General features: G+C 44.2%; 23 protein-coding genes, 1 riboswitch and 1 other annotated feature. Of the genes, 16 read left to right on the top strand and 7 right to left on the bottom strand.

Annotation, left to right across the window (positions count from 1 at the left end; all coding sequences use genetic code 11):
• The first annotated feature begins 8 nt into the window (after positions 1-8).
• Genes DFO72_RS25400 through DFO72_RS25385 form a run of 4 tightly spaced genes read left to right on the top strand, consistent with a single transcriptional unit; the run spans position 9 to position 3878 of the window.
• Positions 9-1115 carry a dipeptide epimerase gene (locus tag DFO72_RS25400; protein WP_113885060.1) on the top strand — a complete coding sequence of 369 codons (1107 nt, stop codon included), beginning with the start codon at positions 9-11 and terminating at the stop codon, positions 1113-1115.
• A 33-nt stretch (positions 1116-1148) separates the two neighbouring features.
• Positions 1149-2078, top strand: coding sequence for a C40 family peptidase (locus DFO72_RS25395; RefSeq protein ID WP_113885059.1), 930 nt, complete (start codon positions 1149-1151; stop codon positions 2076-2078).
• A gap of 2 nt (positions 2079-2080) precedes the next feature.
• Positions 2081-3091: an ABC transporter ATP-binding protein gene (locus DFO72_RS25390; protein ID WP_113885058.1), complete on the top strand. Its 1011-nt coding sequence runs from the start codon at positions 2081-2083 to the stop codon at positions 3089-3091.
• 1 nt (position 3092) lies between these two features.
• Positions 3093-3878 (top strand): serine hydrolase, encoded by a 786-nt coding sequence (locus tag DFO72_RS25385; RefSeq protein WP_113885057.1) that lies wholly within the window; start codon positions 3093-3095, stop codon positions 3876-3878.
• A gap of 145 nt (positions 3879-4023) precedes the next feature.
• On the opposite strand, the gene DFO72_RS25380 is transcribed toward DFO72_RS25385, so the two are convergent.
• From DFO72_RS25380 to DFO72_RS25360, 5 genes are all read right to left on the bottom strand, one after another.
• Positions 4024-4749, bottom strand: a complete 726-nt coding sequence (locus DFO72_RS25380; protein ID WP_113885056.1) for a YqcI/YcgG family protein — start codon at positions 4747-4749, stop codon at positions 4024-4026.
• A gap of 106 nt (positions 4750-4855) precedes the next feature.
• Positions 4856-5287 carry a DUF4395 domain-containing protein gene (locus DFO72_RS25375; protein WP_113885055.1) on the bottom strand — a complete coding sequence of 144 codons (432 nt, stop codon included), beginning with the start codon at positions 5285-5287 and terminating at the stop codon, positions 4856-4858.
• A gap of 122 nt (positions 5288-5409) precedes the next feature.
• Positions 5410-7095, bottom strand: coding sequence for a mechanosensitive ion channel (locus DFO72_RS25370; protein WP_113885054.1), 1686 nt, complete (start codon positions 7093-7095; stop codon positions 5410-5412).
• A gap of 249 nt (positions 7096-7344) precedes the next feature.
• Positions 7345-8238 carry an EamA family transporter gene (locus tag DFO72_RS25365; protein ID WP_113885053.1) on the bottom strand — a complete coding sequence of 298 codons (894 nt, stop codon included), beginning with the start codon at positions 8236-8238 and terminating at the stop codon, positions 7345-7347.
• Positions 8239-8377: 139 nt separating this feature from the next.
• Positions 8378-8815, bottom strand: coding sequence for a Dps family protein (locus tag DFO72_RS25360; protein ID WP_113885052.1), 438 nt, complete (start codon positions 8813-8815; stop codon positions 8378-8380).
• 183 nt (positions 8816-8998) lie between these two features.
• On the opposite strand from DFO72_RS25360, the gene DFO72_RS25355 reads away from it, so the two are divergent.
• Positions 8999-9880, top strand: a complete 882-nt coding sequence (locus DFO72_RS25355; protein ID WP_113885051.1) for a sulfite exporter TauE/SafE family protein — start codon at positions 8999-9001, stop codon at positions 9878-9880.
• A gap of 12 nt (positions 9881-9892) precedes the next feature.
• On the opposite strand, the gene argS is transcribed toward DFO72_RS25355, so the two are convergent.
• Both argS and DFO72_RS25345 read right to left on the bottom strand, forming a co-directional pair.
• A complete protein-coding gene (gene argS, locus DFO72_RS25350) occupies positions 9893-11578 on the bottom strand; it encodes an arginine--tRNA ligase (protein ID WP_181782408.1) in 1686 nt (561 codons plus the stop codon).
• Between the two features lie 45 nt (positions 11579-11623).
• Positions 11624-11880: a binding site (T-box leader), on the bottom strand.
• Between the two features lie 30 nt (positions 11881-11910).
• Positions 11911-13095 (bottom strand): FtsW/RodA/SpoVE family cell cycle protein, encoded by a 1185-nt coding sequence (locus DFO72_RS25345; RefSeq protein WP_113885049.1) that lies wholly within the window; start codon positions 13093-13095, stop codon positions 11911-11913.
• A 364-nt stretch (positions 13096-13459) separates the two neighbouring features.
• Between DFO72_RS25345 and DFO72_RS25340 the strand changes: the two genes are divergently transcribed.
• The 11 genes from DFO72_RS25340 to DFO72_RS25290 all read left to right on the top strand — a co-directional run bounded on the left by DFO72_RS25340 (position 13460) and on the right by DFO72_RS25290 (position 24243).
• Positions 13460-14236 (top strand): hypothetical protein, encoded by a 777-nt coding sequence (locus tag DFO72_RS25340; protein ID WP_113885048.1) that lies wholly within the window; start codon positions 13460-13462, stop codon positions 14234-14236.
• Positions 14237-14316: 80 nt separating this feature from the next.
• Positions 14317-14521: riboswitch (cobalamin riboswitch) on the top strand.
• A gap of 295 nt (positions 14522-14816) precedes the next feature.
• On the top strand, positions 14817-15791 hold the full coding sequence (locus DFO72_RS25335) for an ABC transporter substrate-binding protein (RefSeq protein ID WP_113885047.1): 975 nt from the start codon (positions 14817-14819) through the stop codon (positions 15789-15791).
• A complete protein-coding gene (locus tag DFO72_RS25330) occupies positions 15757-16809 on the top strand; it encodes a FecCD family ABC transporter permease (protein WP_113885046.1) in 1053 nt (350 codons plus the stop codon). Before DFO72_RS25335 ends, DFO72_RS25330 begins: the two co-directional genes overlap by 35 nt.
• A gap of 141 nt (positions 16810-16950) precedes the next feature.
• Positions 16951-18423, top strand: a complete 1473-nt coding sequence (locus tag DFO72_RS25325; protein ID WP_113885045.1) for an adenosylcobinamide amidohydrolase — start codon at positions 16951-16953, stop codon at positions 18421-18423.
• Complete coding sequence (gene cbiB / locus DFO72_RS25320; protein ID WP_113885044.1) at positions 18420-19385, top strand: adenosylcobinamide-phosphate synthase CbiB; 966 nt, start codon at positions 18420-18422, stop codon at positions 19383-19385. Before DFO72_RS25325 ends, cbiB begins: the two co-directional genes overlap by 4 nt.
• Positions 19360-20436: a threonine-phosphate decarboxylase CobD gene (gene cobD / locus DFO72_RS25315; RefSeq protein WP_113885043.1), complete on the top strand. Its 1077-nt coding sequence runs from the start codon at positions 19360-19362 to the stop codon at positions 20434-20436. Before cbiB ends, cobD begins: the two co-directional genes overlap by 26 nt.
• Complete coding sequence (locus DFO72_RS25310) at positions 20418-20993, top strand: bifunctional adenosylcobinamide kinase/adenosylcobinamide-phosphate guanylyltransferase (protein ID WP_113885042.1); 576 nt, start codon at positions 20418-20420, stop codon at positions 20991-20993. The genes cobD and DFO72_RS25310 overlap by 19 nt, the downstream gene beginning before the upstream one ends.
• Positions 20990-22513, top strand: a complete 1524-nt coding sequence (locus DFO72_RS25305; RefSeq protein ID WP_113885041.1) for a cobyric acid synthase — start codon at positions 20990-20992, stop codon at positions 22511-22513. The genes DFO72_RS25310 and DFO72_RS25305 overlap by 4 nt, the downstream gene beginning before the upstream one ends.
• Positions 22500-23291, top strand: a complete 792-nt coding sequence (gene cobS, locus DFO72_RS25300; RefSeq protein ID WP_113885040.1) for an adenosylcobinamide-GDP ribazoletransferase — start codon at positions 22500-22502, stop codon at positions 23289-23291. The genes DFO72_RS25305 and cobS overlap by 14 nt, the downstream gene beginning before the upstream one ends.
• A complete protein-coding gene (locus DFO72_RS25295; protein ID WP_113885039.1) occupies positions 23249-23866 on the top strand; it encodes a histidine phosphatase family protein in 618 nt (205 codons plus the stop codon). The genes cobS and DFO72_RS25295 overlap by 43 nt, the downstream gene beginning before the upstream one ends.
• On the top strand, positions 23818-24243 hold the full coding sequence (locus DFO72_RS25290) for a bifunctional adenosylcobinamide kinase/adenosylcobinamide-phosphate guanylyltransferase (RefSeq protein ID WP_113885038.1): 426 nt from the start codon (positions 23818-23820) through the stop codon (positions 24241-24243). The genes DFO72_RS25295 and DFO72_RS25290 overlap by 49 nt, the downstream gene beginning before the upstream one ends.
• The last annotated feature ends 11 nt before the right edge of the window (positions 24244-24254 follow it).

Here is a 24254-nt window from a genome sequence, read left to right as displayed (position 1 = left end):
TGGTATAAATGAAAATAAACACGATCGAAACATATAGAGCTGCGGTACCACTGAAAAAACCATTTAAAACAGCTTTGAGAACGGTTGAGACAGCAGAAACGGTTGTTGTAAAGGTAACTTGCGATAACGGTATTTTCGGCTGGGGGGAGGCCCCTCCCACTGTGGTAATCACTGGAGACAGCCTATCAAGCATAGAATCCGCCATTCATCATGTATTAAAGCCGATGCTGGTCAATAAGAGCCTTCTAAACTATGAAGATATCTTCCAGGAAATTCAGTCAGCTTTAATAGGAAATTCAAGTGCAAAGGCTGCAGTGGATATGGCATTGTATGATTGTCTTGCACAGCAGTGCAAACTGCCCCTTTATCAATTTTTAGGCGGACACAAAAATGAGGTGGAAACGGATTATACGGTAAGCGTCAATGGCCCGGAGGAAATGGGCGAAGATGCTGTTTCCTATGTTCAGCAGGGCTTTAATGTCCTTAAGGTGAAGGTCGGCAAGGATGATATTTTAACAGATATTGAGAGAATTAGAGAAATCCGCACACGAGTCGGATCAAAGATTAAAATCCGGCTCGATGCCAATCAGGGCTGGAAATCAAAGGATGCTATCTATGCCATCCGAAAAATGGAAGCTTTGGACTTGAATATTGAGCTTGTCGAACAGCCTGTGAAGGCCTGGGATATAGAGGGCCTTAAGCAGGTTACCGATGCGGTAGATACACCGATTATGGCAGACGAAAGTGTCTTTTCCCCGAAGCAGGCATTTGAAGTCATTAAGACCCGAAGTGCTGATTTAATCAATATTAAGCTGATGAAATCAGGCGGCATTTATCAGGCACAGATCATCAATCAGCTCGCTGAAGTCTGCGGGATGGAGTGCATGGTGGGCAGCATGATTGAAACCAAGATCGGCATTACGGCTGCGGCCCATTTTGCAGCAAGCAAAAAGAATATAACCCGTTTTGATTTTGACGCTCCATTGATGATGGCAAAGGAAATTGTGGAAGGCGGAATCCATTATACCGGCCGCAAAATCACTTTGCCTTCTGAACATGGCCTTGGCATCAGGAATGTATCGTTAATAGTGAACAAGCATGAACTGACTTCCTGATAAATTCTGGATATTAAAAAGGAGGAATTCGTTTTGGCAATTCAGCAAAAATGGCTGGTTTCGGTTCCTGCTGCAACCTTGTGGACAGCAAGCGATTCATCAAGAGAAATTGACTTTGAAGCGATCACCAATCCAGTTAATCTGGATTCCTGGCTTGAAAAGCTTACATATGAGCCCCGGCTGGAACTTTGTGACGGGAATCTTGTTCAATCACAAGTTCTGTACGGAGAAGAAGTGATTATATTGGAGGAGAAGGATGGGTGGGTTCATGTTGTGGTCCCGAGCCAGCCTTCTTCTAAGGACGGGAGAGGATACCCTGGCTGGTTGCCGAAAGCCCAGCTGACTAAAAATGAAGATTGGAAGCTTGATAGAAGAATGGCTGCAGTCATTCAGAAGAAAAAGGCAACTCTCTATTCTAATGACAGAGAGCCAGAACTTGTTCTAAGCTATCAAACCATACTCCCAGTGTTAAAAGAAGAAGCCGAGTGGATTCAGGTACAGACACCTGAGGGAGCAGGATATTTAAAACCTGAAGATGTACAGGTGTATGAAACAATTGAGGCTATACGGAAAGGCAGCGGAAAAGACATCATCGATGCGGGGGAACAATTTATAGGCCTGCCATATCTATGGGGCGGCATGAGCAGCTTTGGATATGACTGCTCAGGCTTCAGCTATTCTATGTGCAAAGCAAATGGATTTATCATCCCGCGTGATGCCCATGATCAGGCGGAAGCAGGGTACTCGGTGGAACTTGACGCCATTGAACCGGGGGACTTATTATTTTTTGCTTATGAAGAAGGAAAAGGCAAACTTCATCATGTAGGCATCTATTATGGTGATGGAAAGCTGCTTCATTCTCCTAATACCGGTAAAACCATCGAAATTATCGACTTGAAAGATACCATCTATGAAAAGGAACTATGTGCAGCTAGACGCTACTGGCAAGAGACGGAGGAATAAATATGCCAAAAGAAGCACTGTTAAAAGTCAATAATTTGAAAAAGCATTTTTCAATGGGGAAAGGACAGACTCTGAAGGCCGTTGATGATGTCTCCTTTCATATCAAACAAGGAGAAACCTTCGGGATTGTCGGCGAATCCGGCTGCGGAAAGTCAACCGCAGGGCGTACAATTATTGGTTTATATAACCGTACGGAAGGCGAAGTCCTTTATGACGGAAAGAATGTCCATACCATGACTGAGAAAGAAAGATTTGCTTTTCACAGGAAGATGCAGATGATCTTTCAGGATCCATATGCTTCGTTGAATCCGCGGTCAACCGTCCAGGAGATTATCTCGGAGCCCATGGAAGTGCATGGGTTATATCCGAACAAGAAGGAACGGCTTGAGCGGGTCTATCAGCTTCTGGAGGATGTGGGTCTTAACCGCGATCATGCCAACCGCTACCCGCATGAATTCAGCGGCGGTCAAAGGCAAAGAATTGGGATTGCCCGTGCATTAGCGCTGGAGCCGGAATTCATTATTGCTGATGAGCCGATCTCCGCACTGGATGTATCGGTACAAGCCCAGGTAGTCAACCTGCTTAAGGGGCTCCAAAAGAAAAAGGGCCTGACCTACTTATTTATCGCCCATGATCTCTCGATGGTCAAACATATCAGCGACAGAATTGGCGTTATGTATTTGGGGAATTTAGTGGAATTAACGACAAGCGAAAACTTATATAAAAATCCGCTTCACCCTTATACACAGGCCTTGCTGTCGGCGATTCCCATCCCTGACCCTGATGTTGAGGATCACCGGGAAAGAATCATTTTGGAAGGGGAACTCCCGAGTCCGATGAATCCTCCAAGCGGCTGCGTATTCCGGACGCGCTGCCCTTATGCGATGGAGGCCTGTGCTTCCATGAAGCCTGAGTGGCAGGAGATTGAGAAGGACCACTTTGTGGCCTGCCATTTATATAATGAAAAGGTAACTGGCGACCATAACCGGCCGCAAGTAGCCGCTGCGAAATAACATGAACTTTCATACTCTCAAAGCAGAAATTCTTGATTTGGCCAGCTGCTGTGAAGGACACGTGGCCGTATACATCCATACAGGGGATGGTGTAATCGAAACAAATGCCGATGATGTTATCTCTTCCGCAAGCTTAATTAAGGTTCCTATTTTACTCGCGGGTCTTTCGCAGGCGGAGAATAACCTGCTTCAGCTTGATGAAGAAGCAGAAGTGAATGATACTGTCCGGGTTGGCGGGGCTGGGGTACTGCAGGCCATGAGCAAAGATTTGAAGGTGAAGGTTATAGACTTAATGACGCTCATGGTCATTGTATCTGATAATACAGCGACTAATCTTATCATTGAGAGGCTGGGAATAGAGAAAATCAATCAGCTTATCAAAGGTTTGGGCTTTAATTGCACAGAATTAAACAGGAAGATGATGGACTTTGAGGCATTGAAAAACGGCATGGACAACATCACGACTGCCAGGGATATGGTGTATGGCATGAAAGCATTGGCAGAGCATTCACTTTTATCCGGGAAATATACAGAAAAAGCTCTGGATATATTGGAAAAACAGCAGTATAAGAATAAACTTGCAAACACGATAGACACGGAAAAAGTCAAGGTTGCCAGCAAAACAGGGGAACTTCCCGGAATAGAGCATGATTGCGCCATATTTACCTATAAAGGAAACACCGTTTACGCCGCTGTACTTGTGGACCAGCTTCAAAGCCAGGCAGCCGGCGGAGAAGTACTGGCCGCAATCGGCAGTCGCATTAATCAATATATAACCCATAAATAAGGAACCGTTTACTGAGAACGGTTCCTTATTTATTTATGCAGTTTTTGCACTTCAGCCAGATTTCCGATCTGCCCGCTTAGGTGATTGGGCGGAAGACGGAAGATCCTCGATAATATTTCGTGCGCAAGGCGCTGCGCTTTCAAAATTATTTATGATGAAAAGGGCATTTCCCTTTGATAGGTTTAATGTCATCACCGATAAAGTATTGTTTCCACTCACGGTGTTCGGGATCGCCATAGTGGCTGATGTTTGGATGGGTAGGAAGGCCATCCCATTTTTCAACCCGTTCCCTGACCTTTTCCCTGGACATGATGCCGCCTTTAGAGGTGCCTTCAAGACCTTCAAAGATGCGGCGCGGCTGGAAACCGAGGACAAGGCTGTTGCCTAGATCCCTCGTCTTTCGCTGCTTGTAGGCAGGCGCATTTCCAAACACAAAGAATGGTTCCTCAGCAAAAGAAAACGCCCAAAGGTGATGGTCAGGATCTGTCGGATAATCCTTGGGCCAAGGCTTTGTATCAACCTTATGCAAATACTGAAGAATATTCCAGAAATATTCTCTGTAATGTTCAAGCGGTTTTTCATCTTTTTCCGGCTCAACAAATACAAACAGGCCATGGCGAATCAGTTTTGGTGCCTCAAAAAGCTCGATAAAGGATTCGAGGGCTTCCGGCAGGTTAGACCAGTCCTCCTGTGTAATATAGGCATATCTTAATTCGCCGCGCATTTCAGCAGTCATTCCAAAATAGCACGGGAAGGTTTTATCTGTAACCGTATCATGAAATGTTTTATATTCTTGAGTAACCCACCCAGGCACAATTTCGGGGTTAGTCATATCTTCTTTTGTTAAAAGAAACTTACTGGCAGTTTTCATTTTTTCACCTCAGAATGATTTACTTATGAAATATGTACCCCTTAAAAAGTCCTTTGAAACTAGCTGGGTGGAAATGGAAAAGAAAAAGACAGCCGTGATGGCTGCCTTAAGAATTATCTAACGATTTTCGGTATTTATATTGATTGAGCTGAAAGCGGATAAAACAGCCTATGCAAAATCCAAGAATGGCAACAAATGCTGATAGAGCTACCATAGCTGTAAAAACATATCCTGCAGCTGTCCAGCCCAGAAGAAAGCCGGTTAGGCCCAGCGCCAGGCAAGCAACGGCAATCACCTGATTAAATTGCTGCTGCTCCCAGTCTTCGGGAATGTAATCAGCAGGATTTTTTCTTAGAAAATGTTTTGCTGTACGCATAATGGGATTGTAGCCGAACAATAGGCCCATTATACCTGCAAGGAGGGGTATGGCGAGAATCCATGCTTCTCCGGTAATCCACGAAGCTAAAACACTTAATACGATTGACCATTGATTGGTTCTTACGAGCGGAAGGGGAATAGAAACCGTTGTATTTGCCAATTATTTTCCGACCTTTCTCATTGGTTTTATTGGTATTAATAGTTTACTTAAATTGCAGGTTTTTGTGAAGATAAAAAGCCTGGAAAATAAAAAAGCACGCCCACAGGGACGTGCTTCCCATATTATTTCAATGGCCCATTGTTTTCATCCATCCGGTTATTGCGCGGATTTAATGGGTCGTTTGCCGGATTCATAGATGGATCCGAATTTGTTGGGTTAATCGGTTTATCAGTACTGCCAGGGGCATTGCCTGGTTTCATCTCCGGCATAGCTTCTTTCATCACTGCTTTCGTATCGGCATCTTTATTAATGGTTGTTTCTTCAATTTTACGATCAAGCTTTTGAAGATATTTGGCAGCAAAGTCTTTCCCTCCCAGACCAAATGATAAGCCGAATGCCAGTGCAAGTGCACCAAGTGTTAGAACGAACGCGGCATTGACAATGGAAGCTGCGAGACCAAGCTGATCAAGTGCCATAAAGATTGAAATCGCGATAATGGCTGCCTGGGCGACATTGGCAAGGAATTTATAATGCGGTCCTTGAAGAATCGTGCTTAGCAATTTCTTAACCAGACTGCCCAGCCACAAACCTACACCAAGAATGACAAGAGCTGCAATCACATGAGGCAGGTAGGCAATTACACCTGTCGCCAATGTTACGAGGAAGTCAAGGCCAAGGATATTAAGAGCCTGCACCACAAACAACAGGACAATAATCACTTCTGCAATATAGCCAATCAGCTGGGAGAAGCTTAAACCATTGCCTGCTGCAGCAGACTTGTTTAATCCCATACCGGAGAAGTAAGAATTCAAGCCGATGCGTTCGAGTAAACTGGAGACGAATTTGCGGACCCATTTTCCGAGCCAAACGCTAATTAGCACGAAGAATATAGCTACAGCAATATTCGGCAGCATCGTCAGGACGTCATTCAGCATGGCAATGGCAGGTCCGGAAATGCCTTCAATATCCAATCTCTCGAGAGCGGCAATGACTGTTGGGATCAGAATAAGCACAAACACAACTGTGCCAATTACAGATGCCAGGCTTGTCCCTTCAAACAATCGGTTTAAGCCAAGTCTTGCGGTTAGTTTTTCACTTCCAATAGCCTGCAGGAAATTCGTTACAATATCGCGGACGATTTTTGCAACAAACCACCCGACAAATAATATCAGGGCTGCTGCAAGAAGCTTAGGCAAAAAGGCAAGGATGCTTTCAAGCATGCCGGTGAACGGTCCGGCAATTCCATTCAGGTTTAGAGCTCCCAATACAGCCGGCAGGAATACCAGCAATGTCAGGTAGAAAACAATTTTAGCTGCGTTATCAATAACATTGGCAGGCTGCTCTTTATTGTCTGTTAAATTCCATTTGCTCAGCTTTTCATGAACTTTGAGCGTTCTGCCGCTCTTTCTGATCAGCAGGCTGAGTCCAATGGCGATCAGCCATGCGAATAATAGAATTAGAGCTGCTTTTAAAATGCTCGGCACTGCTGCCATGATGGAGGAGAACATGCCCACAAGCGGTGCAGCGATAATATCGAGGTCCAATATATTGAAGAACAAGATAAACACGAACACTAAAAGCAGATAGTAAATAATCTTGCTGATTATTTTCTCAGATGAATATTTTCTATTTGCTTTATCAGGGAATACTCTGTCATCAAGGCTGGTTTTGCGCAGGCCTTTTAAAAGGGCTTTTTCGATTGCTTTTGCGATAATCCAGCCAACTAATAATACTAATAGTGCTAATAATAAATCAGGCAGTTTGGCCAAAAGGTAATCAAATCCGCCCCAGTACCGATTATTGTCCAATATTGTCACTCCTTAAAAGAATTTGTAGAATGCATACTTTCATATACCCACTGCTTTTAGGAGTAAACAGTCTTCTTTAAATAGTCCTTTATGAAGGAGAATATCGTAAAGAATCCTGCGCTAATTCGGACAGTAGGAGGTGAATTCTGGTCAAATGAGTCCGAACCCGGTGCAACAGCCTTTAAAGAAAAAAGACTTTGGAGTGGATCTCCAAAGTCTCCTCAAAATAATTTTTGCCGTAAAAACTCCTTACGTGCTAAAACGATTCTTTGCTGCTTTTTTAAATGAGAACTGCGGAATGCTTATTCCAATCAGGATCAGCACGATTCCGAAAGTCTGTGTTTCTGAAATTCTTTCGCCAAGAATCAGCATGGCAGCAGCAACAGCGGCCGGGAGTTCGGCAGAACCTACAATCGTGGCAAGACCTGAATCTAAATGAGGTGAACCGATTGCAAAGAATACAATTGGGAAAATAGCGCCGAATAATGCCATCAGCAGCCCGAATTTCCACAGGCCCTCTAGCTGTATGCCACCGCTTATTATGACGGGGCCTGAAACAGCTGCAACCAGAAGAAGACCGCCAAATGTGATGAAGATGCTCCTCTGGATGGTTGGAATTCCTTTACCTGCCTTGCCGCTCGCAAAAATGAATACGGCAAATGTAACAGCAGATAATAAGCCATAGATCAGTCCATCAGCTTTAATAGGATGTGACCCGGAATTAATCAGGTTGCTTGCAAATACAGTCCCTATAATAAGCAAGATCGAAGAAATGACTTTTGCTTTGCTGGGCATCTTTCTTTCATATAGGGCTTCTAAAAGAATTCCTATCCAGGTGAACTGAAATAAGAGGACAACTGCGGTGGAGGCCGGATTCCGATCAAGGCTCATTCCATATAGAATGCCTGTTAAACTAAGGGAGGCACCGGTCAATAATAAAGCTGCTGTTTGTTTAAGGGTGATTTTCATTCTTTTGATAAATGGGAAAGAAAGCAACAGCAAAAGGAGCCCAAATAAATATTGGCTTCCAGTCAATTCAGGAACAGAGTGGCCGGCTTGGAGTCCGAGCTTCACAATGGATGCCAGAATGCCATAACTGCATGCGCCCAGAAAAATAAATAATGAATATTTTAAGTTTGCCATTATGGATACTCCTTTCAGAAGATGATATCAGGCAATCAGGTCAATCATAACATCTCAGTGAGCCTTTAAGGGAACGGTTTTTTTCTTCACAAAAATAAGAGCCAGTGATTTTTCTCACTGACTCTTTCTTTATTATCGATTATTCTCCTAAGTAGGCATTTAACATCCAAATATGCGTATCCAATTTCTCCATAAGACCGATGGCAAAGTCGCCTGTCACTTGATCTCCCTGCTCCTCAGCAAGCTGGGCTAAAGAAATTAATTGTTCTTTAATATGTCTATAATCGGAAGCAAGAGCAGCAACCATATCTTCTGCTTTCTTTTCCCCATTGGACTCTTCAAGAGTAGTGATGCTTAAGAACTCCTTTAATGTCGCTGCCGGTGAGCCGCCGATTGCAAGCAGGCGTTCAGCTGACTCATCCACAACTTCCGCTGCTTCATTATATAATTCTTCGAACTTTTCATGAAGGGTAAAGAAGAGCGGGCCTTTTACAAACCAGTGGTAGCGGTGCAATTTAGTATAAAGAACACTCCAGTTTGCGATTTGTACATTTAATGCTGCATGTAATTTTTCCATTGTTATATTCCCCCTAAATCATTTATATATTTATTATAACAAATACTAAATTAAAATCAATACTTATTTATAATAATTATAAATAAGGTAAATTCAAAATCCACAGTATAACCATGGCTGATTATGGTAAAGTGATATAGTACCGCTTAATTGGCAAGACATAAAGGTTAGTGAGGATTTTTAATGGAATATCTCTTATTTATTGCGCTCGGAGCGCTTATTAGTGTGCTCTCTGGTTTTTTTGGGGTAGGCGGGGGATTCATTCTTACTCCGACACTCATGCTGTTTGGCTTTTCTCCGGTAGAAGCAATCACCACGAGTTTGCTTTTTTCAATTGGCACCTCTCTTTCAGGCATTTTCGCTCATATCAGGATGAAGAATATATGGCTTAAGCAAGGGCTGATTCTTGGACTAAGCGGCATGGCAGCTACTCAGGCCGCCCACCCATTTGTGCTGTTTCTTGAGGAAAAGGGCTGGGATACGTGGGCAGTTCCTTTGTTTTATATCATTCTGCTGTCTTATTTTGCTTTGGGCATGTTAAAAAGAGGGAGAAAATCAACCAGTGCCGTTCTGCCTTCTGAACTTTCTCCATCCATTGTGAAAATGGTGCTGATTGGATTTTTTGCAGGATTTGTTTCTACGACATTAGGTGTTGGCGGCGGCTTTATTATGGTGCCTTTATCGGTTGCCTATTTAGGGATGATGCCGAAGAAAGCAGTAGGGACCAGCTTGTTTGCTGTCATGTTAATCGTATCCGCAGGCTTCCTATCCTACGCTTCTACTGTCAGCATTGATTATTGGATTGGCATTTCACTCGTAACAGGAGGCCTGATAGGATCACAATTTGGAGCAAGGCTTACCTCCTATTTTGAAAACGAAGAGATCACCTATATGCTAGGAGCCTTATATATGGCTACAGTGGCAAGTGTGATTTTGAAATTAATACATTTGAATTATACCGGCCTAGTGCTGATGGCCATCTTTGTCGGCGGATTTTTAGTAAGAAGCCTTGTGAAAGTGCAGAAAGCAAATGCCCGCATAAAGGCAAAAAAGGAGAGACCATAATGGCCTCTCCTTTTACATTTGCCGGGGCACCTTCATGCCGAGTGTTTGCATGCCGTCGGAAAGAACAATTGTGACTGCTTTGACAAGGGCAAGTCTTGATTTGACGCCGTTATCCGTTTCCAATATTCTTACCTGTCCGTAGTATTTATTGAAGGCTTGAGCCACATCAATCAAATACTTAGCCAGGACAGAAGGGGAAAGCTGCATATAAGATTGTCTGATTTTTTCAGGATACTGATAGAGCAGCTTGATAATTTCCCAGCTATAAGAATCAGATAGCCCATTTTCAGCAGATGGGACATCGTCTGCCTTACGGAGCAGGGAATAGGCCCGGGCATTGGTGTATTGCAGATAGGGTCCTGTTTCTCCTTCAAATGTCAGCATATCTTCAAGTGAAAATTCAATATTATTCATGCGGTCATTTTTCAGATCATGAAACAGAATAGCCCCGATGCCGACTGCTTCAGCGACTTCACCTTTGTTTTCCAAGCCGGGATTTTTAGCTTCGATATTATTCTTTGCGAGAAGGATTGCTTCATTCAGGACCTCCTCAAGAAGGATGACTCTGCCTTTTCGGGTAGACATCTTTTTTCCATCTTTTAAATAGAGGCCAAATGGGACGTGTGTCATATTATCCGCCCATTCATATCCCATCTTTTTGATAACGCTTTTAACCTGCCTGAAATGGATGCTCTGTTCCTGACCGACAATGTATAGGGAGTGATCAAACTGATAAGTTTCTTTTCTGTAAAAAGCTGCTGCGAGATCCCGTGTTGCATACAGGGTCGCTCCGTCGGATTTTTTTATCAGGCATGGAGGAAGGCCTTCGTCAGGCAGTTGAACCACCTCTGCACCCTCAGACTCAGCCAGCAGGTCTTTTGCCGTCAGCTCCTCTATGACGGGCTCCATTTTATCATTATAAAAGGCTTCGCCATTGTATGAGTCGAAATGAATGCCAAGCATATCATAAACCCGCTGGAATTCTTTCAATGATTCATCTCTGAACCAGCTCCACAGTGCCTGAACTTGCTCATTTCCGTTTTCAAGCTCTTTGAACCAGGAACGCGCTTCATCTTCAAGGGCTGAGTTAGCTTCTGCTTCTTCATGGAAGCGTATATAAAGGCTAAGCAGTTCCTTTATTGGATTTTCCTTCACTTTATCCGGGCTGCCCCACTTTTTATAAGCGGTGATCAGCTTGCCGAATTGTGTGCCCCAGTCGCCTAAGTGGTTGATTCTGACCGCTGTATAACCGCATTTTTCAGCTAGACTGCCTAGGGCGTTTCCAATGACTGTAGACCGCAAATGGCCCATGGAGAAGGGCTTTGCGATGTTTGGCGAAGAGAAATCAAGCACGGCTGTTTTGCCTGCGCCATCATTCAGCTGCCCATATTCCTTACCTTTGTTTAAGATTTTTTCCATTATGCCTGCACCGGCTGACTCTTTGGAAAAGAAGATATTAATGTAAGGACCAGCAGCCTCAGCTTTTTCGATATGCGGTCCCTGAATCAGGCATGCTGTCTCTTCAGCAATGGAGGCAGGTGATTTCCTGAATGCTTTGGCGAGTGTAAAACAAGGAAAAGCAAGATCGCCATGTGCCGGATTCTTTGGCGCTTCAATTAAGTCTGCAATTGCTTCGTCAGAAAGCTGCCCATTCAGCACTGAAGCCAGCTGAGCTGTGAAAATAGCTTTGAAATTGATCATATTACACCTCCTGGAAAATAAAAAAGCCCGTCTCTATAAAAATATAGAGACGAGCTGAATCTGCCCGCGGTACCACTCTGATTGTCCAAAGGACCTCTTGCGAAAGGACGTTTCCTAATATTTGAACGCATTCCTTATGAGGTTTGGTAACGGGACTCCTAACCCGGCATAGCCTACTTTCCTTTCAGCTATGCATCTCCGAAGTGCGCTTCGCAAAAAGGTTTTCCGACAGGCTTGCACCGCCCCTGTCTCGCTTTTAGGAAAGAGCCCTTTGCTACTCTCTTCATCATAGACACTAAATATATTAATGTTATTATACGCTGTTGGAATTATTTTGCAACATAATTTGAATCTGTTGAAAACATATAAGTTCTATGATGGTAGCGAATGCTGAAAATCAGTCCCATCGCCATCATGTTTCCCATAAGCGAGCTTCCGCCGTAGCTGATAAACGGAAGCGGAATGCCGGTGATTGGCAGTACCTGAATAGTCATACCGATATTTTGAAATACATGGAACGTGATCATACTGATGACCCCGACGCAAATATAGGTATTAAAAGGGTCGGTCGTCTCCAAGCCGGTTTTAGTTAAGTGATAGATGAGCAGAAAGAAAAGGCTGATTACTACACTGGCACCAAAGAAGCCGTACTCCTCGCCAATGACACTAAAAATAAAATCAGTATGGGCATCAGGCACATACACCTGTCTGTCAGTAAACCCTTTACCGGATATTAATCCTGAGCCGATTGCGAGCATGGAGTTGTACAGCTGCATTCCTGCTCCCTGCTTGTGATTAACCGGGTCAAGCCAGGAATAAATTCTGCTGAACTGATAGGGGTCTATCCCAAGGTACTTCTCCAAAATCTCCGGTGCTATGATGACCAGATATAGAACGGTTCCTGCAAAGGCGCCCAGGATCCCATAAATCGGAACAAGGATTTTCCAGGTGATTCCGGAAACCAGGATGATTCCTGTTAATATGGCGATGATGACAAGGGCGGTACCCAGGTCTTCAATAATAATCAATCCTAATGGGGGCAATGTGGCTGCCCCTAATTTGATTAGAAGGAAAAAGTCCGTGCCTGCGGTCTTTGCCTGAAATTTCAGATGGTGGTCAGCGATGATTTTGCTGAGGGCAATGATAAGGAATACCTTAACAAACTCAGAAGGCTGCACAGAACCAAGTCCAGGAATGATATACCACAATGTAGCCCCTTTGCGCTCTGGTGCAATGCTATCCGGTGCAATGAATAACCCGACAAGCAATAGGATGCCTAAACCGTACAGCGGCCAAGTAAGCCTTCTGATTTGCTCGCTGTCAAAATACATGACAATTGCCACAATGATAGCTCCGACAACATAATTTTTTATTTGTGAGACGACAAAATTCCCTTCATATTGATTGGAGGATTGTCCGCTGTAAATAGCGATGCAGCTGATGAGGAAAAATAGCAGCAGAAGAAAGCATAACGTCCAATCGAATCGGTCTGAGAATCTATTATTCTTGTTCATTTGTATACACCTGGTTTCTTTACCTTTTTTACATTTTTATCCTAACAAAGAAAAATAACCCTTACAATGGAGAACAGATTACATTTTTTCTCTGCATGTAGTTAGACGAATGAATCAGCATGATGGTTTCCTGTATTTTCAAAAAATCCGGGAATGATGCAATTTAAAATTTTTTCTCATCGGCAAGATATTTTCAGCTATTTTTGCTACAATAAGAGAATAAAATACTGGATATTTAACAGGCAGTTTCAAAAGAAGCTGTCTTTTTACTAATTTGTGAAGGCGCTTGCGCTATTCTTATCTGTCTAGCCCAGTGCTTTTCTTTGAAAACACCACTTTGGGTAACGGTTCGGAGGTTTCGCCATTGAAAAGAAGGAATCATGCTATTCGTGATCTCATCTACATCCATCTTAATGAACAGGATCAGTATGTGATGACTTATGGAATTGAGTTTGCAGAGTTTGCCCATACTCTCTCAGATTCTATTAATAATCTGCTTTTGTTAAAGCATCGTTTTGAGCATGGGGACTTTAATACCCACACGATGTTTGATTATGTGTCAAGGGACAAGCTGGGCAGGCTGGTTGAGGATGATGTATATGGCTATGGCGATTTTTGCTGGATTGATTTCGAGGAAGAGGAAGCGGTGAATGAGCTTCCCGGCCAGACAATTGCTGAGCTCCTTTATCTCGGCCATGTCAAGGAACATCTTAAGCCGCCTTTTTACAATTATCTGAGCAATCGCTATGTGTACCTTGCCCATGATGATGGCTGGTTTAACCGCACATATTATCGCGATCTGAACGATTTTTACCGCATGCTTGGGGAAGTAATCCCCGGTAAAATGGGACAGATGAAAGTCGAAAAAACGCTCCTTGGCATAAAAAAGAAAAAGACGTATCCTCCAATCACCAGAGATGTCCTGCTTTCCTTAAAAGCTCTTATGAAAGAAGGAGCGGTCCTTTCCATTAAGGATATCGAACAGAATCGGGTCCGGATAGAAATTCCTATTTGGATTATTGGTGACTTTGCGAATATGGATGATATGTATGATGAGTATGAAGCCATTGTAAAAGAGCCATGTGAGGCGAAGGTTGTGTTTGATAAGAAAACAAGGGAATGGAAAATATACTCGCGTTAGAATTCTGAACTTTTTTACAACATTCAGCAAATTTCTCTTACTTTTTCTATGTGATGGTGTATAATCGGAGATAGAAAATTTTATATCCGCATAGAATAGGTGTCTTCTCAAAAGGGTTTTAAAACAGGCTCTTTTGAAGACTTAATAGGGAAGCTGGTGAAATTCCAGCGCGGTCCCGCCACTGTAAATGGAAGCTGTCTGTAAATCCACTGTACAGGAATGTATGGGAAGGAGCAGAACGCATTGACCATGAGCCAGGAGACCTGCCTGATTCTTAAGCACCCATAAACCTACGAGGATAGGGAGGTGTTTGGTCCGGCCATCCCTTTTGCACTGATTGATAAATGACCATACCAACATCTCCTTGCCGTTCGAGGGGATGTTTTTTATTTGGCTGATTCTAAAAGTCTATGGGCGGCTAACTTAGTTTCTGCCACTGAGTTGATTGCAGCGGAGTGTACTTGATCCTCGGAAATCAACGCGCTTCGTTTGTAAGCTAAAAAATATTATGAGAACATTTTTTAAGATGGTGTTAGACACCACTCGAATTTTGTCGAAAGTTCTAGGAGGATTGCTGAGTATGAGAAAGTTGTATGCATTTTTATTAACAATGCTTCTGGCTGCAGGAGTGCTTGCAGGCTGCGGCGGGAGTGCTGAACAGCCTAAAGAAGAGAAAAAGGCTGAGGAAGGGCAGAATGCCGGCGGGGAAGAGGCTGCTTTTCCTGTAACGATAAAGGATGCTCTTGATAATGAAATCACCATTGACTCCAAGCCTGAAAGAATTGTGTCCATGATTCCAAGCAACACCGAAATTGCATTTGAATTGGGACTTGGAGAAGAAGTTGTCGGAGTCTCCGATTTTGATAACTACCCGCCCGAAGCCACAGAAAAAGAAAAGATTGGCGGCATGGAATTCAATGTCGAAAAAATTATTTCTTTAAATCCGGATCTTGTCCTTGCTCACGCTTCAAGCGCACATAATTCGGAAGCTGGGCTTCAGCAATTAAGAGATGCAGGTGTGACCGTCCTTGTTGTCAATGATGCGAAGAGCTTTGATCAGGTTTATGAATCCATTGTAATGGTTGGAACCGCAGCGGGAGAGAAAGATAAAGCTGAGCAGCTTGTTTCAGATATGAAGAGCAAGCTCGAGGAAATTAAAACAAAAGCTCAGGGCATAAAAGAAGAAGACCGCAAATCGGTATTCGTGGAAGTTTCACCTGCTCCTGATATCTATACAGCAGGTACAGAAACATTTATGGACGAAATGTTAAGTGCCATCAATGCAGAAAATATCATTACGGAAGAAGGATGGCCAAAAATGGATCCGGAAGCGATTATCGAAAGGAATCCTGATGTAATCATCACAACTCATGGCTATTACACTGAAGATGCTGTCGGCAATGTAATGGGCAGGGATGGCTGGCAGGATATAACCGCAGTGAAAAATAAGCAGGTTGCCGATGTTGATTCCGATATGGTAACCCGCTCTGGCCCTCGTATTATTGAAGGAGTCGAGGAACTTGCAAAAGCAGTATATCCGGACGTATTTAAATAATAAATTTTTAGCTTATATAACAGCAGCGGCTTTCCTGCTTTTTGCCATTCTGATGGGGATTTCAATTGGAACAGTGTCTGTTCACCCCATGACGATTATCAGAGTAATAAGCGCTGAGCTATTTCCTTTTATTTCATTGGAAAACACGGATGCTATGCATTCAAATATCATTATGAATATTCGCCTGCCTCGCGTATTGCTGGCTGGCTTAGTAGGGGCGTCTCTTGCAATTGCGGGAGCCGCCTTTCAAGGTTTATTAAGAAATCCGCTGGCAGATCCATATACAATTGGGGTTTCGTCCGGGGCTTCACTCGGTGCTGTTTTAACATTGTTCTTAGGATTATCCATTCCGTTTGCAGGAATGTTTACACTGCCGTTATTCAGCATTTTATTTTCCTTTTTAACCATTTTTGCCGTCTTGCTATTTGCCAGGAAAATTGAAAGATCCATGAAAGTGGAAACGATTATTTTAACAGGCATTATCTTCAGTTCTTTTCTTGGCGCTCTAATTTCTCTGATGATTGCCCTTACTGGAGAGGAGCTAAGACAGATTATTGGCTGGCTTCTTGGCAGTGTATCCATGAGAGGCTGGGCGTATATTAAAATTATCATTCCGTTTTTTGTACTGGGTGCCATCCTTCTTTTAGTGAACAGCAAAGAGCTTAATGCCATGAGCTTCGGAGAAGAAAAGGCCCAGCATATAGGGGTGGACGTTCAGAAGAGAAAGATGATGGTCCTGATAGCTGGCTCCATCTTGACTGGTGCGGCTGTAGCTGTATCTGGAACGATAGGATTTGTCGGCCTTGTGATCCCTCATCTGACCAGGCTGTTATGGGGACCGGATCATAGGCATTTATTGCCGCTATCCATTCTGATGGGTGCAGGCTTTCTTATTATTGCCGATCTGGTTTCACGGACGATCATTGCACCTACAGAGCTTCCAATCGGTGTGATTACAGCGATAATCGGTGCACCTGCGTTTGCCATTATTTTAATTAAAAGAAAGAATAAACTTTGAACTTCGATAACTGTCCAGCGCAGGCGTCCACCCATTCAAAGGGGGCGCCCAGGGGGAAACTTCCTTGGGTTTTGTTTGCAGGAACAAGCGGTTTTTACTTGTTCCGAAGGCGTATCTTAGTTCAGAAAGAAGTGGTTAATCATGCTAAGCGTTCAGCAAGTTACTGGCGGATATGCCGGTGCACCGGTTGTGAAAAATATCAGCTTTGAAGTGGAAAAAGGGGAGCTCTTCGGAATATTGGGGCCGAATGGAAGCGGCAAGACCACGATTCTGAAGATGCTGAGCGGCATTCTGCCTCATAAGTCAGGAGATATACTGATCAAAGGAAAGAACCTTTCACAGTATACACCGAAAGAGCTTGCAAAAATTATTGCTGTTCTGCCGCAGCACTCCTCTCAGGCCTTTTCTTACACCGTAAAGGAAACGGTTTCCCTTGGCCGATATGCCCATCAAAAGGGGTGGTTCCAGAGCTGGTCCAGCAAAGATGAAGAAGCGGTCAATCGCGTCATGGAGCAGACAGGCATTTCCCATTTTCAGGATTATGATATTCAGCAATTATCCGGAGGCGAAAGACAAAGGGTGTTTTTAGCCCAGGCCCTTGCCCAGGAGCCGGAAATATTATTGCTGGATGAGCCGACTAACCATCTTGACTTATCCTATCAAAAAGAATTGCTTGATCTCCTTTCTGTATGGTCAAAAGACTGCGGGCTGACGGTCATTTCCATTTTTCATGATTTGAATTTGGCCGGCCTGTACTGTGATCGCCTATTACTGCTGGAGAATGGCGAAGTCAATATTAACCACGTTCCCAATGAGGTCTTAAAAGAAGGCCGAATACGTGAGGTCTATAGGACGAAGATTGAGAAGCTTCCGCATCCAAGAGTCCCGGCCCCTCAGATGGTTTTGGTGCCGCAACGCTCTCAGGCAGAAAGCCAATCAGTGAAACGAATTGATCGATCCAGTCTTGAGGTAAAGGAAGACTTACTTGTCCTTCGCTCTCCATTTCCGCTGAAAACCATGTCATCAGGTGTAACCGGATCGGGTACCGGCTGGAATCGCATATTTCTAAACCGGCATGTGAGCAAGAATTATGATTGCAGTGATCATAGAGCGGAGATGGCGGATTTTGTCCGGGAAATCGGCTTTGAACCCGGTGAAACCGTGGGGATGATGACCGCTGTATATGTTGAGGATTATAGCAGTAAATTTTATGAAGATGGAACCTTTTCTGTGTATGTGGTCGTGACAGCAGGTGTCGGCAATGCTGTTGATGCATCGAAAAGTGAAGCACATTCTTATCATCTGACTCCGGGTACAATCAATACATGGGTTTTCGTTAATGGCAATCTGACAGAGGAAGCCTTTATTCAATGCATTATGACTGCAACCGAGGCAAAGACAAGAGCCTTATATGATCAGAAAGTAAAGGATGCAGTCACAGGGACGATAGCGACCGGAACATCGACAGACAGTATTATGATTGCGGCCACACAGCAGGGAGAAAACCTTGAGTATGCAGGTACGATTACACCGCTTGGCAAAGTGGTCGGAAAAGGTGTCTACGAATGTACTGTTGAGGCGATAAAAAAATCGCAAAGAAGGATAAAGAGATGATTTTATACCACCTGATCGCTCTAACCTTTGCCTGCATAATAGATAAAGTGATAGGGGACCCGCCAAACTGGCCGCATCCGGTCAGATGGATGGGTGCTCTGATACATAAACTTGAACAAGTTCTTAATAAAGGCCGCTATAGAAAATTAAAAGGGATTATCATGCTATTTATAGTCCTGATGGCAGCAGGAGGTATAACTTTTTTAATCATATGGCTCTTCTATGAAATTCACCCGATTGCCGGTATTCTGGCAGAGGGCATTCTAATCTTCACAGCCATTGCACAAAAGAGTTTAAAAGATGCAGCACTGGAGGTCTATGAGCCTCTGGCAGCAGGAGATATGGAAGAAGCAAGATTAAAGCTTTCATACATTGTCGGCAGGGACACAGATCGATTGGATGAACCAGGTATTGTCAGGGCTGCTGTTGAGACAGTGGCTGAAAACACCAGTGATGGCATTACAGCTCCATTATTTTGGGCCATGATTGGCGGTGCTCCAATGGCCCTTATCTACAGGGCCATTAATACATGCGATTCGATGGTCGGCCATAGAAGTGAAAGGTATATAGATTTTGGGTGGGCATCTGCCAGAGTGGATGATATCGCGAACTGGATCCCGAGCCGGCTGACATCGGTTTGCATCATGCTTACACAAAAGCCGGAGCATTCTCCATATGGAAAAGCATGGGGAATCCTTTTAAGAGATGCACCAAAGCACCCGAGCCCAAATAGCGGCTGGGGCGAAGCAGCTGTTGCAGCCCTTCTGGGCGTTCAGCTGGGAGGAATCAATTTTTATAAGGGTGTAATCTCAAACCGTGCAACGATGGGAATGCCAATGGTGCTACTTGAAAAAGAACATATCATAAAAAGCATTTCGATCATGAACAAGACGGTTTTCTTATTCTTGCTTTTATTATGGACAGGAGGGATGTTCCTTGAATTGGCCTTCACATGGATCTAACCCGCAATATTTGTATGAATCGATCGATATACCAATGCCTGAGGAGCGAATTGATTTCAGTGCCAATATCAATCCCCTTGGTCCTCCCCGCGAATTAAAAGAAAGATGGGGAAACCTGTTCCAATTTATTAGCGATTATCCGGATCCCCATTCTTCTCTATTAAAAAGCAAATTGGCGGCTGCAGAGGGAATAAAAGAAACACAGATTCTGGTGGGAAATGGAGGCGCCGAGCTAATCACCCTGATTGGCCGGATGATAGCCGGAAAAAGGGTGCTGATTATTCAGCCGGCTTTTTCGGAATATGAAGAGGCCTGCCGAGTTAATCATTGTACAGTCTCTTATCATCAGCTGGAGCCTGGAGACTGGGAATTCAATATGGAAGCGCTATCTGAAAAGCTAAAAGTAGCCGATGCTGTTTTCTTCTGCAACCCAAATAACCCGACAGGTATTTTTTACCCATCTTCCATTGTGAAGGAATTGGTTGAGAAGTGTCATTTCCATAGCTGCCTGCTTATTATGGATGAAGCTTTTTATGATTTTGCCTGCGACTATCAATCGACCGTTCCTTTCATAGGAAAGGATTCGAATGTTGTGGTGCTGCGCTCCATGACAAAGATGTATTCGATACCGGGCCTGCGCCTTGGATACATGCTGGCAAGTGAGAGGTTAATCGAAAGAGCGGCTGCTCTGAAACCCCACTGGAGCGTGAATGCCCTTGCCTTAAAAGCAGGAGAATGGTGTCTGGACAGCAAAGAGCATGTCAGACTGACAAAGAAGTTGATCCGGCATGAGAGAGAGAGGCTGGTTCAATTTTATCGGCAATCGGATTTTGAGGTTTCTCCTTCTTCGGTTAATTTCTATTTGTTGAGAGATCCAAGCGTTGATGTGCAGCTGCCTCTTTTTCGATTTTTGCTTGAGAAAGGAATTATCCCGAGGCACACAATGAATTTCCCTGGCCTGGAAGGAAAGTGGCTGCGCTTTGCGATTAAAGGGCCGAAGGACAACGATGTGCTGATGGAGGCGATGCTGGAATGGCGGAAGGATCGCTGATTTTTATCTCAGGTGGAGTGCGGAGCGGAAAAAGCTCCTATGCAGAGAGGGCTGCTGCCGGGCTGGCAATAAAGACGGAAGGAAAGCTTCATTATGTTGCTGCAGGAAAAGCATACGATCCCGAGATGGAGGCACGGATTCAGAGGCACCAGGATGACCGGGAAAAGAGCGGTTTGAACTGGACAACCTGGGAGAAGCCATCCGCACTGGAAGAGATCTCGGAAAACTTTAATAATCAGGATATTATTCTTTTCGATTGTTTGACCACTCTCTTGAATAATGAACTTTTTAGAGCGGAGGACGTTTGGCGGAACAGAGAATTCCAGGAAAATCTGTCATCTGATATTCTCAGGGCCATCACTGAAATCCGCAATAAATGCAGGGCCTTGATCGTTGTCAGCAACGAAGTCTTGAATGAGCCGATTGGCAAAAATGAACTGGTGATTACCTATTCAAAAATACTTGGGATGCTTCACACGAATATAGTAGATATGGCTGATGAAGCCTATCTTGTTGAAGCTGGCATCCCTATACAAATGAAAGGAGAACCGGAATGAAAGGGATAATGATTCAGGGGACTTCATCCGATGCCGGTAAAAGCCTGATTGCTACGGCTCTTTGCAGGGCATTTTCCAATGAAGGTTTCCGAACGGCTCCTTTTAAATCCCAGAATATGTCCAATAATTCATACGTGACAAAGGATGGAAATGAAATCGGAAGGGCACAGGGCATTCAGGCTGAAGCGGCAAGAACTGAAGCTGCTGTCTGGATGAATCCCATTCTCCTTAAGCCTCAATCCGCTCAGAATGCGGAGGTCATTCTCCTTGGAAAAGCAGTCAGTTCCCTATCAGGAAGAAGCTATCGGGAATCCTTTTATGAAAAGGGACTGGAGACCATCAGAGAGGCAATGAGTCTGCTTGATGATCAATACGAGCTGCTTGTGATAGAGGGGGCTGGCAGCCCTGTTGAAATTAATTTAAAAGATAAAGAGCTTGTTAATATGAAAGTCGCCGAAATGGCGGATGTGCCAGTCATCCTGGTTGCCGATATTGACAGGGGCGGTGTTTTTGCCAGCATTGTTGGAACCCTGGAGCTTTTCACCAAACAGGAAAGACAGCGGGTTGCGGGCATTATCATTAATAAATTCCGCGGAGATATCACCCTGTTTGAGGATGGTATCCGCTGGATCGAGGAAAGGACGGGCATCCCTGTCCTTGGAGTTCTGCCTTACTTGGAAGACCATATGATCGATGCAGAGGATTCCCTATCCATTCAGGCTGCTGTTCCCAGGGCTGGAGGAGGTATTCTGGATATTGCAGTGCTTCGGCCGCCATTTATTTCAAACTTCAGTGACATCGATCCGTTTTACTATGAAGATGACGTGAACATTAGATGGGTAAGGCATCTATCGGAGGCTGGCTCGCCTGATGCGGTGATCATTCCCGGCACAAAGAGCACGATTCGCGATTTGCGCTATTTCAAGGAAAAAGGTCTGGCGGACTGGATTGTGCGCTATGCTGCCGATGGAGGTTCTATTGCCGGCATTTGCGGAGGTTACCAGATGCTAGGCAGGAGATTAATCGATATGGCAGGTTCTGATACCGGGAATCCTAATGAAAAGGAAAAGGGCTTGAATTTGATCCCGGCAGATACCGTTTTTCATGAACGCAAGAAGACCGTGCAGGTGAAGGGCATTCTGCATTCAAGCACGAACCTTCCCTTAAAAGAAATCTTGGATGGATATGAAATCCATTTAGGTGAAACAGTTCTTGAAGAAGACTTTGATGGCAATCGCCTTCTACTGTTTCAAAATGGCGAAGAAGATGGATTCTATGGAAATGAAGGCCGTCTGGTAGGGACGTATATGCACCACATCTTCCATAATGATGAATGGAGGGGTGCGTGGCTTAATTCCCTGCGCAAGCAAAAAGGCATTCCAAGTAAGGAGCCTGTCCGAATAAAGGCCCTGAAGGATAGGAAATACAACGAACTGGCGGAAAATATGATTCAGCATCTTGATTGGGAAAAATTAAAGGAAATCGTCTTTAGCTGGAGAAATCAAAATGAAATGGCTTAAAGGATTATTGATCAACCTTCAATTTTTCACAAGCATTCCCATTCCAATGTCTCTGCCCATGGATAAGCCTCATTTGGAGAAGGCAATCAGAACCTTCCCTATAGCAGGCCTCATTCAGGGAAGCATATACGCATTCATTCTCTATGCTTTTCTTGAATGGACTCCTTTTTCGATCTTGGCTGCAGCCTTTGCCGTCTGGCTGGCCGGCATTTTGCTGACTGGCGGGATTCATCTTGATGGGTGGATGGATGCGAGCGATGCGTTCTTCTCCTATCGCGATCAAAAGAGGCGGCTGGAAATCATGAGTGATCCCCGGGTGGGGGCGTTCGGGGTGCTGTCCATCATCGTATTGCTGGGGACCCGTTTTCTATTTATCTATGAAATTGTACTTTTATCAAGTCCATATTCCTATTTTTTAATCGCAGTGATTCCCTTTTTAAGCAAGATGGTAATGGGGGTATTGCTGATAAAAGTTAAGGCTGCCAAAAAAGAGGGGCTGGGCTCATTATTTCAGCAGGCTGCTTCGAAAACCACCTTATCTATTTATCCTATCTTCCTTCTGGCTGCCGGGGCAGCTGCCGGGCTGGCTGGTATCCCGGCCATTGTTGGATTTCTTATCATGGCTCTATTTTCAATATTGTTAATCGTATTCTTATCAAGGAAAGCCATTGCCTGGTTTGGCGGGATGACAGGGGATGTACTTGGGGCCAGCGTGGAAGGGACGGAGGTGCTTTTATGGATGATACTGTGGCTGTTGCATTATTTCGTCATGGGCTGACAGAAGCCAATAAGTCCCATGCTTATCTGGGATGGACAGATTCCCCTTTGTGTCCGGAACATAGGGATAAGCTTGCCGCGGCGCCTCAAGACTATAGAAGAATTTTTGCAAGTGATTTAGGCAGATGCATGAAGACGGCAGCAATTCTTTTCCCGGAGCATTCTATAGAATCATGTCCTGAATGGAGAGAAATGCATTTTGGTGAGTGGGAAGGCAGGACATATCAAGAGCTGAAAGATAACCCGGCTTATCAAAAATGGCTGGAAGACCCTTTCTCAGGGGTGCTGCCTGGAGGGGAATCCTTTTCAGCATTTACAGCGAGAGTAGATAAGGGGTGGCAGAATTTAACCGATAAATTGCTTCAGAAGGATATGCGCGCTGCTGCTGTTATTACACACGGCGGAGTCATAAGATACCTTCTTGGAAAGTATGCACCGGAGAAAAAAGAATTCTGGGAATGGCAAGTTCCGTTTGGAAGAGGCTTTGAGCTTAGATGGAAACGGGAAGAGTTTAGGAGGGGAGAAAGATGCACTTCATTACAGGAGGCGCCTTTAACGGGAAATCCGGATGGGTGAAGGGATTTTATCAATTGGATGATACTCCTCATAAATGGATTTCTGCTTATCATGGTGAGGTGGCTGGCGATTTGGATCAAAATCTAATCGTCTATGAGGGAATCGAACTGATGATTCGGGAATGGTCACATGCTCTGGAGTTTGAAGAGATTCGGGACAAATGGCAGGAGATGCTGGCAAAATGGCAAGAGTGGGAAAAAACAGCTGTCAATCGAAAGATAATTTTAATCGGATCTGATATTACAAAAGGCATAGTTCCAATGGAAGCAGCTGACCGAAAGTGGCGGGATGCGTCAGGCTGGGCCTTTCAGGATGCGGCTGCTGCTGCAGATAGAGTTGATTTGATTTGGTATGGCATCAGTCAAAATATAAAATGAAATGGGGAATT

Source organism: Cytobacillus oceanisediminis, assembly GCF_004366035.1.
In the GTDB taxonomy this organism is placed as follows: domain Bacteria; phylum Bacillota; class Bacilli; order Bacillales; family Cytobacillaceae; genus Cytobacillus; species Cytobacillus oceanisediminis_C.
This window is presented reverse-complemented; position numbering and strand designations above follow the sequence as displayed.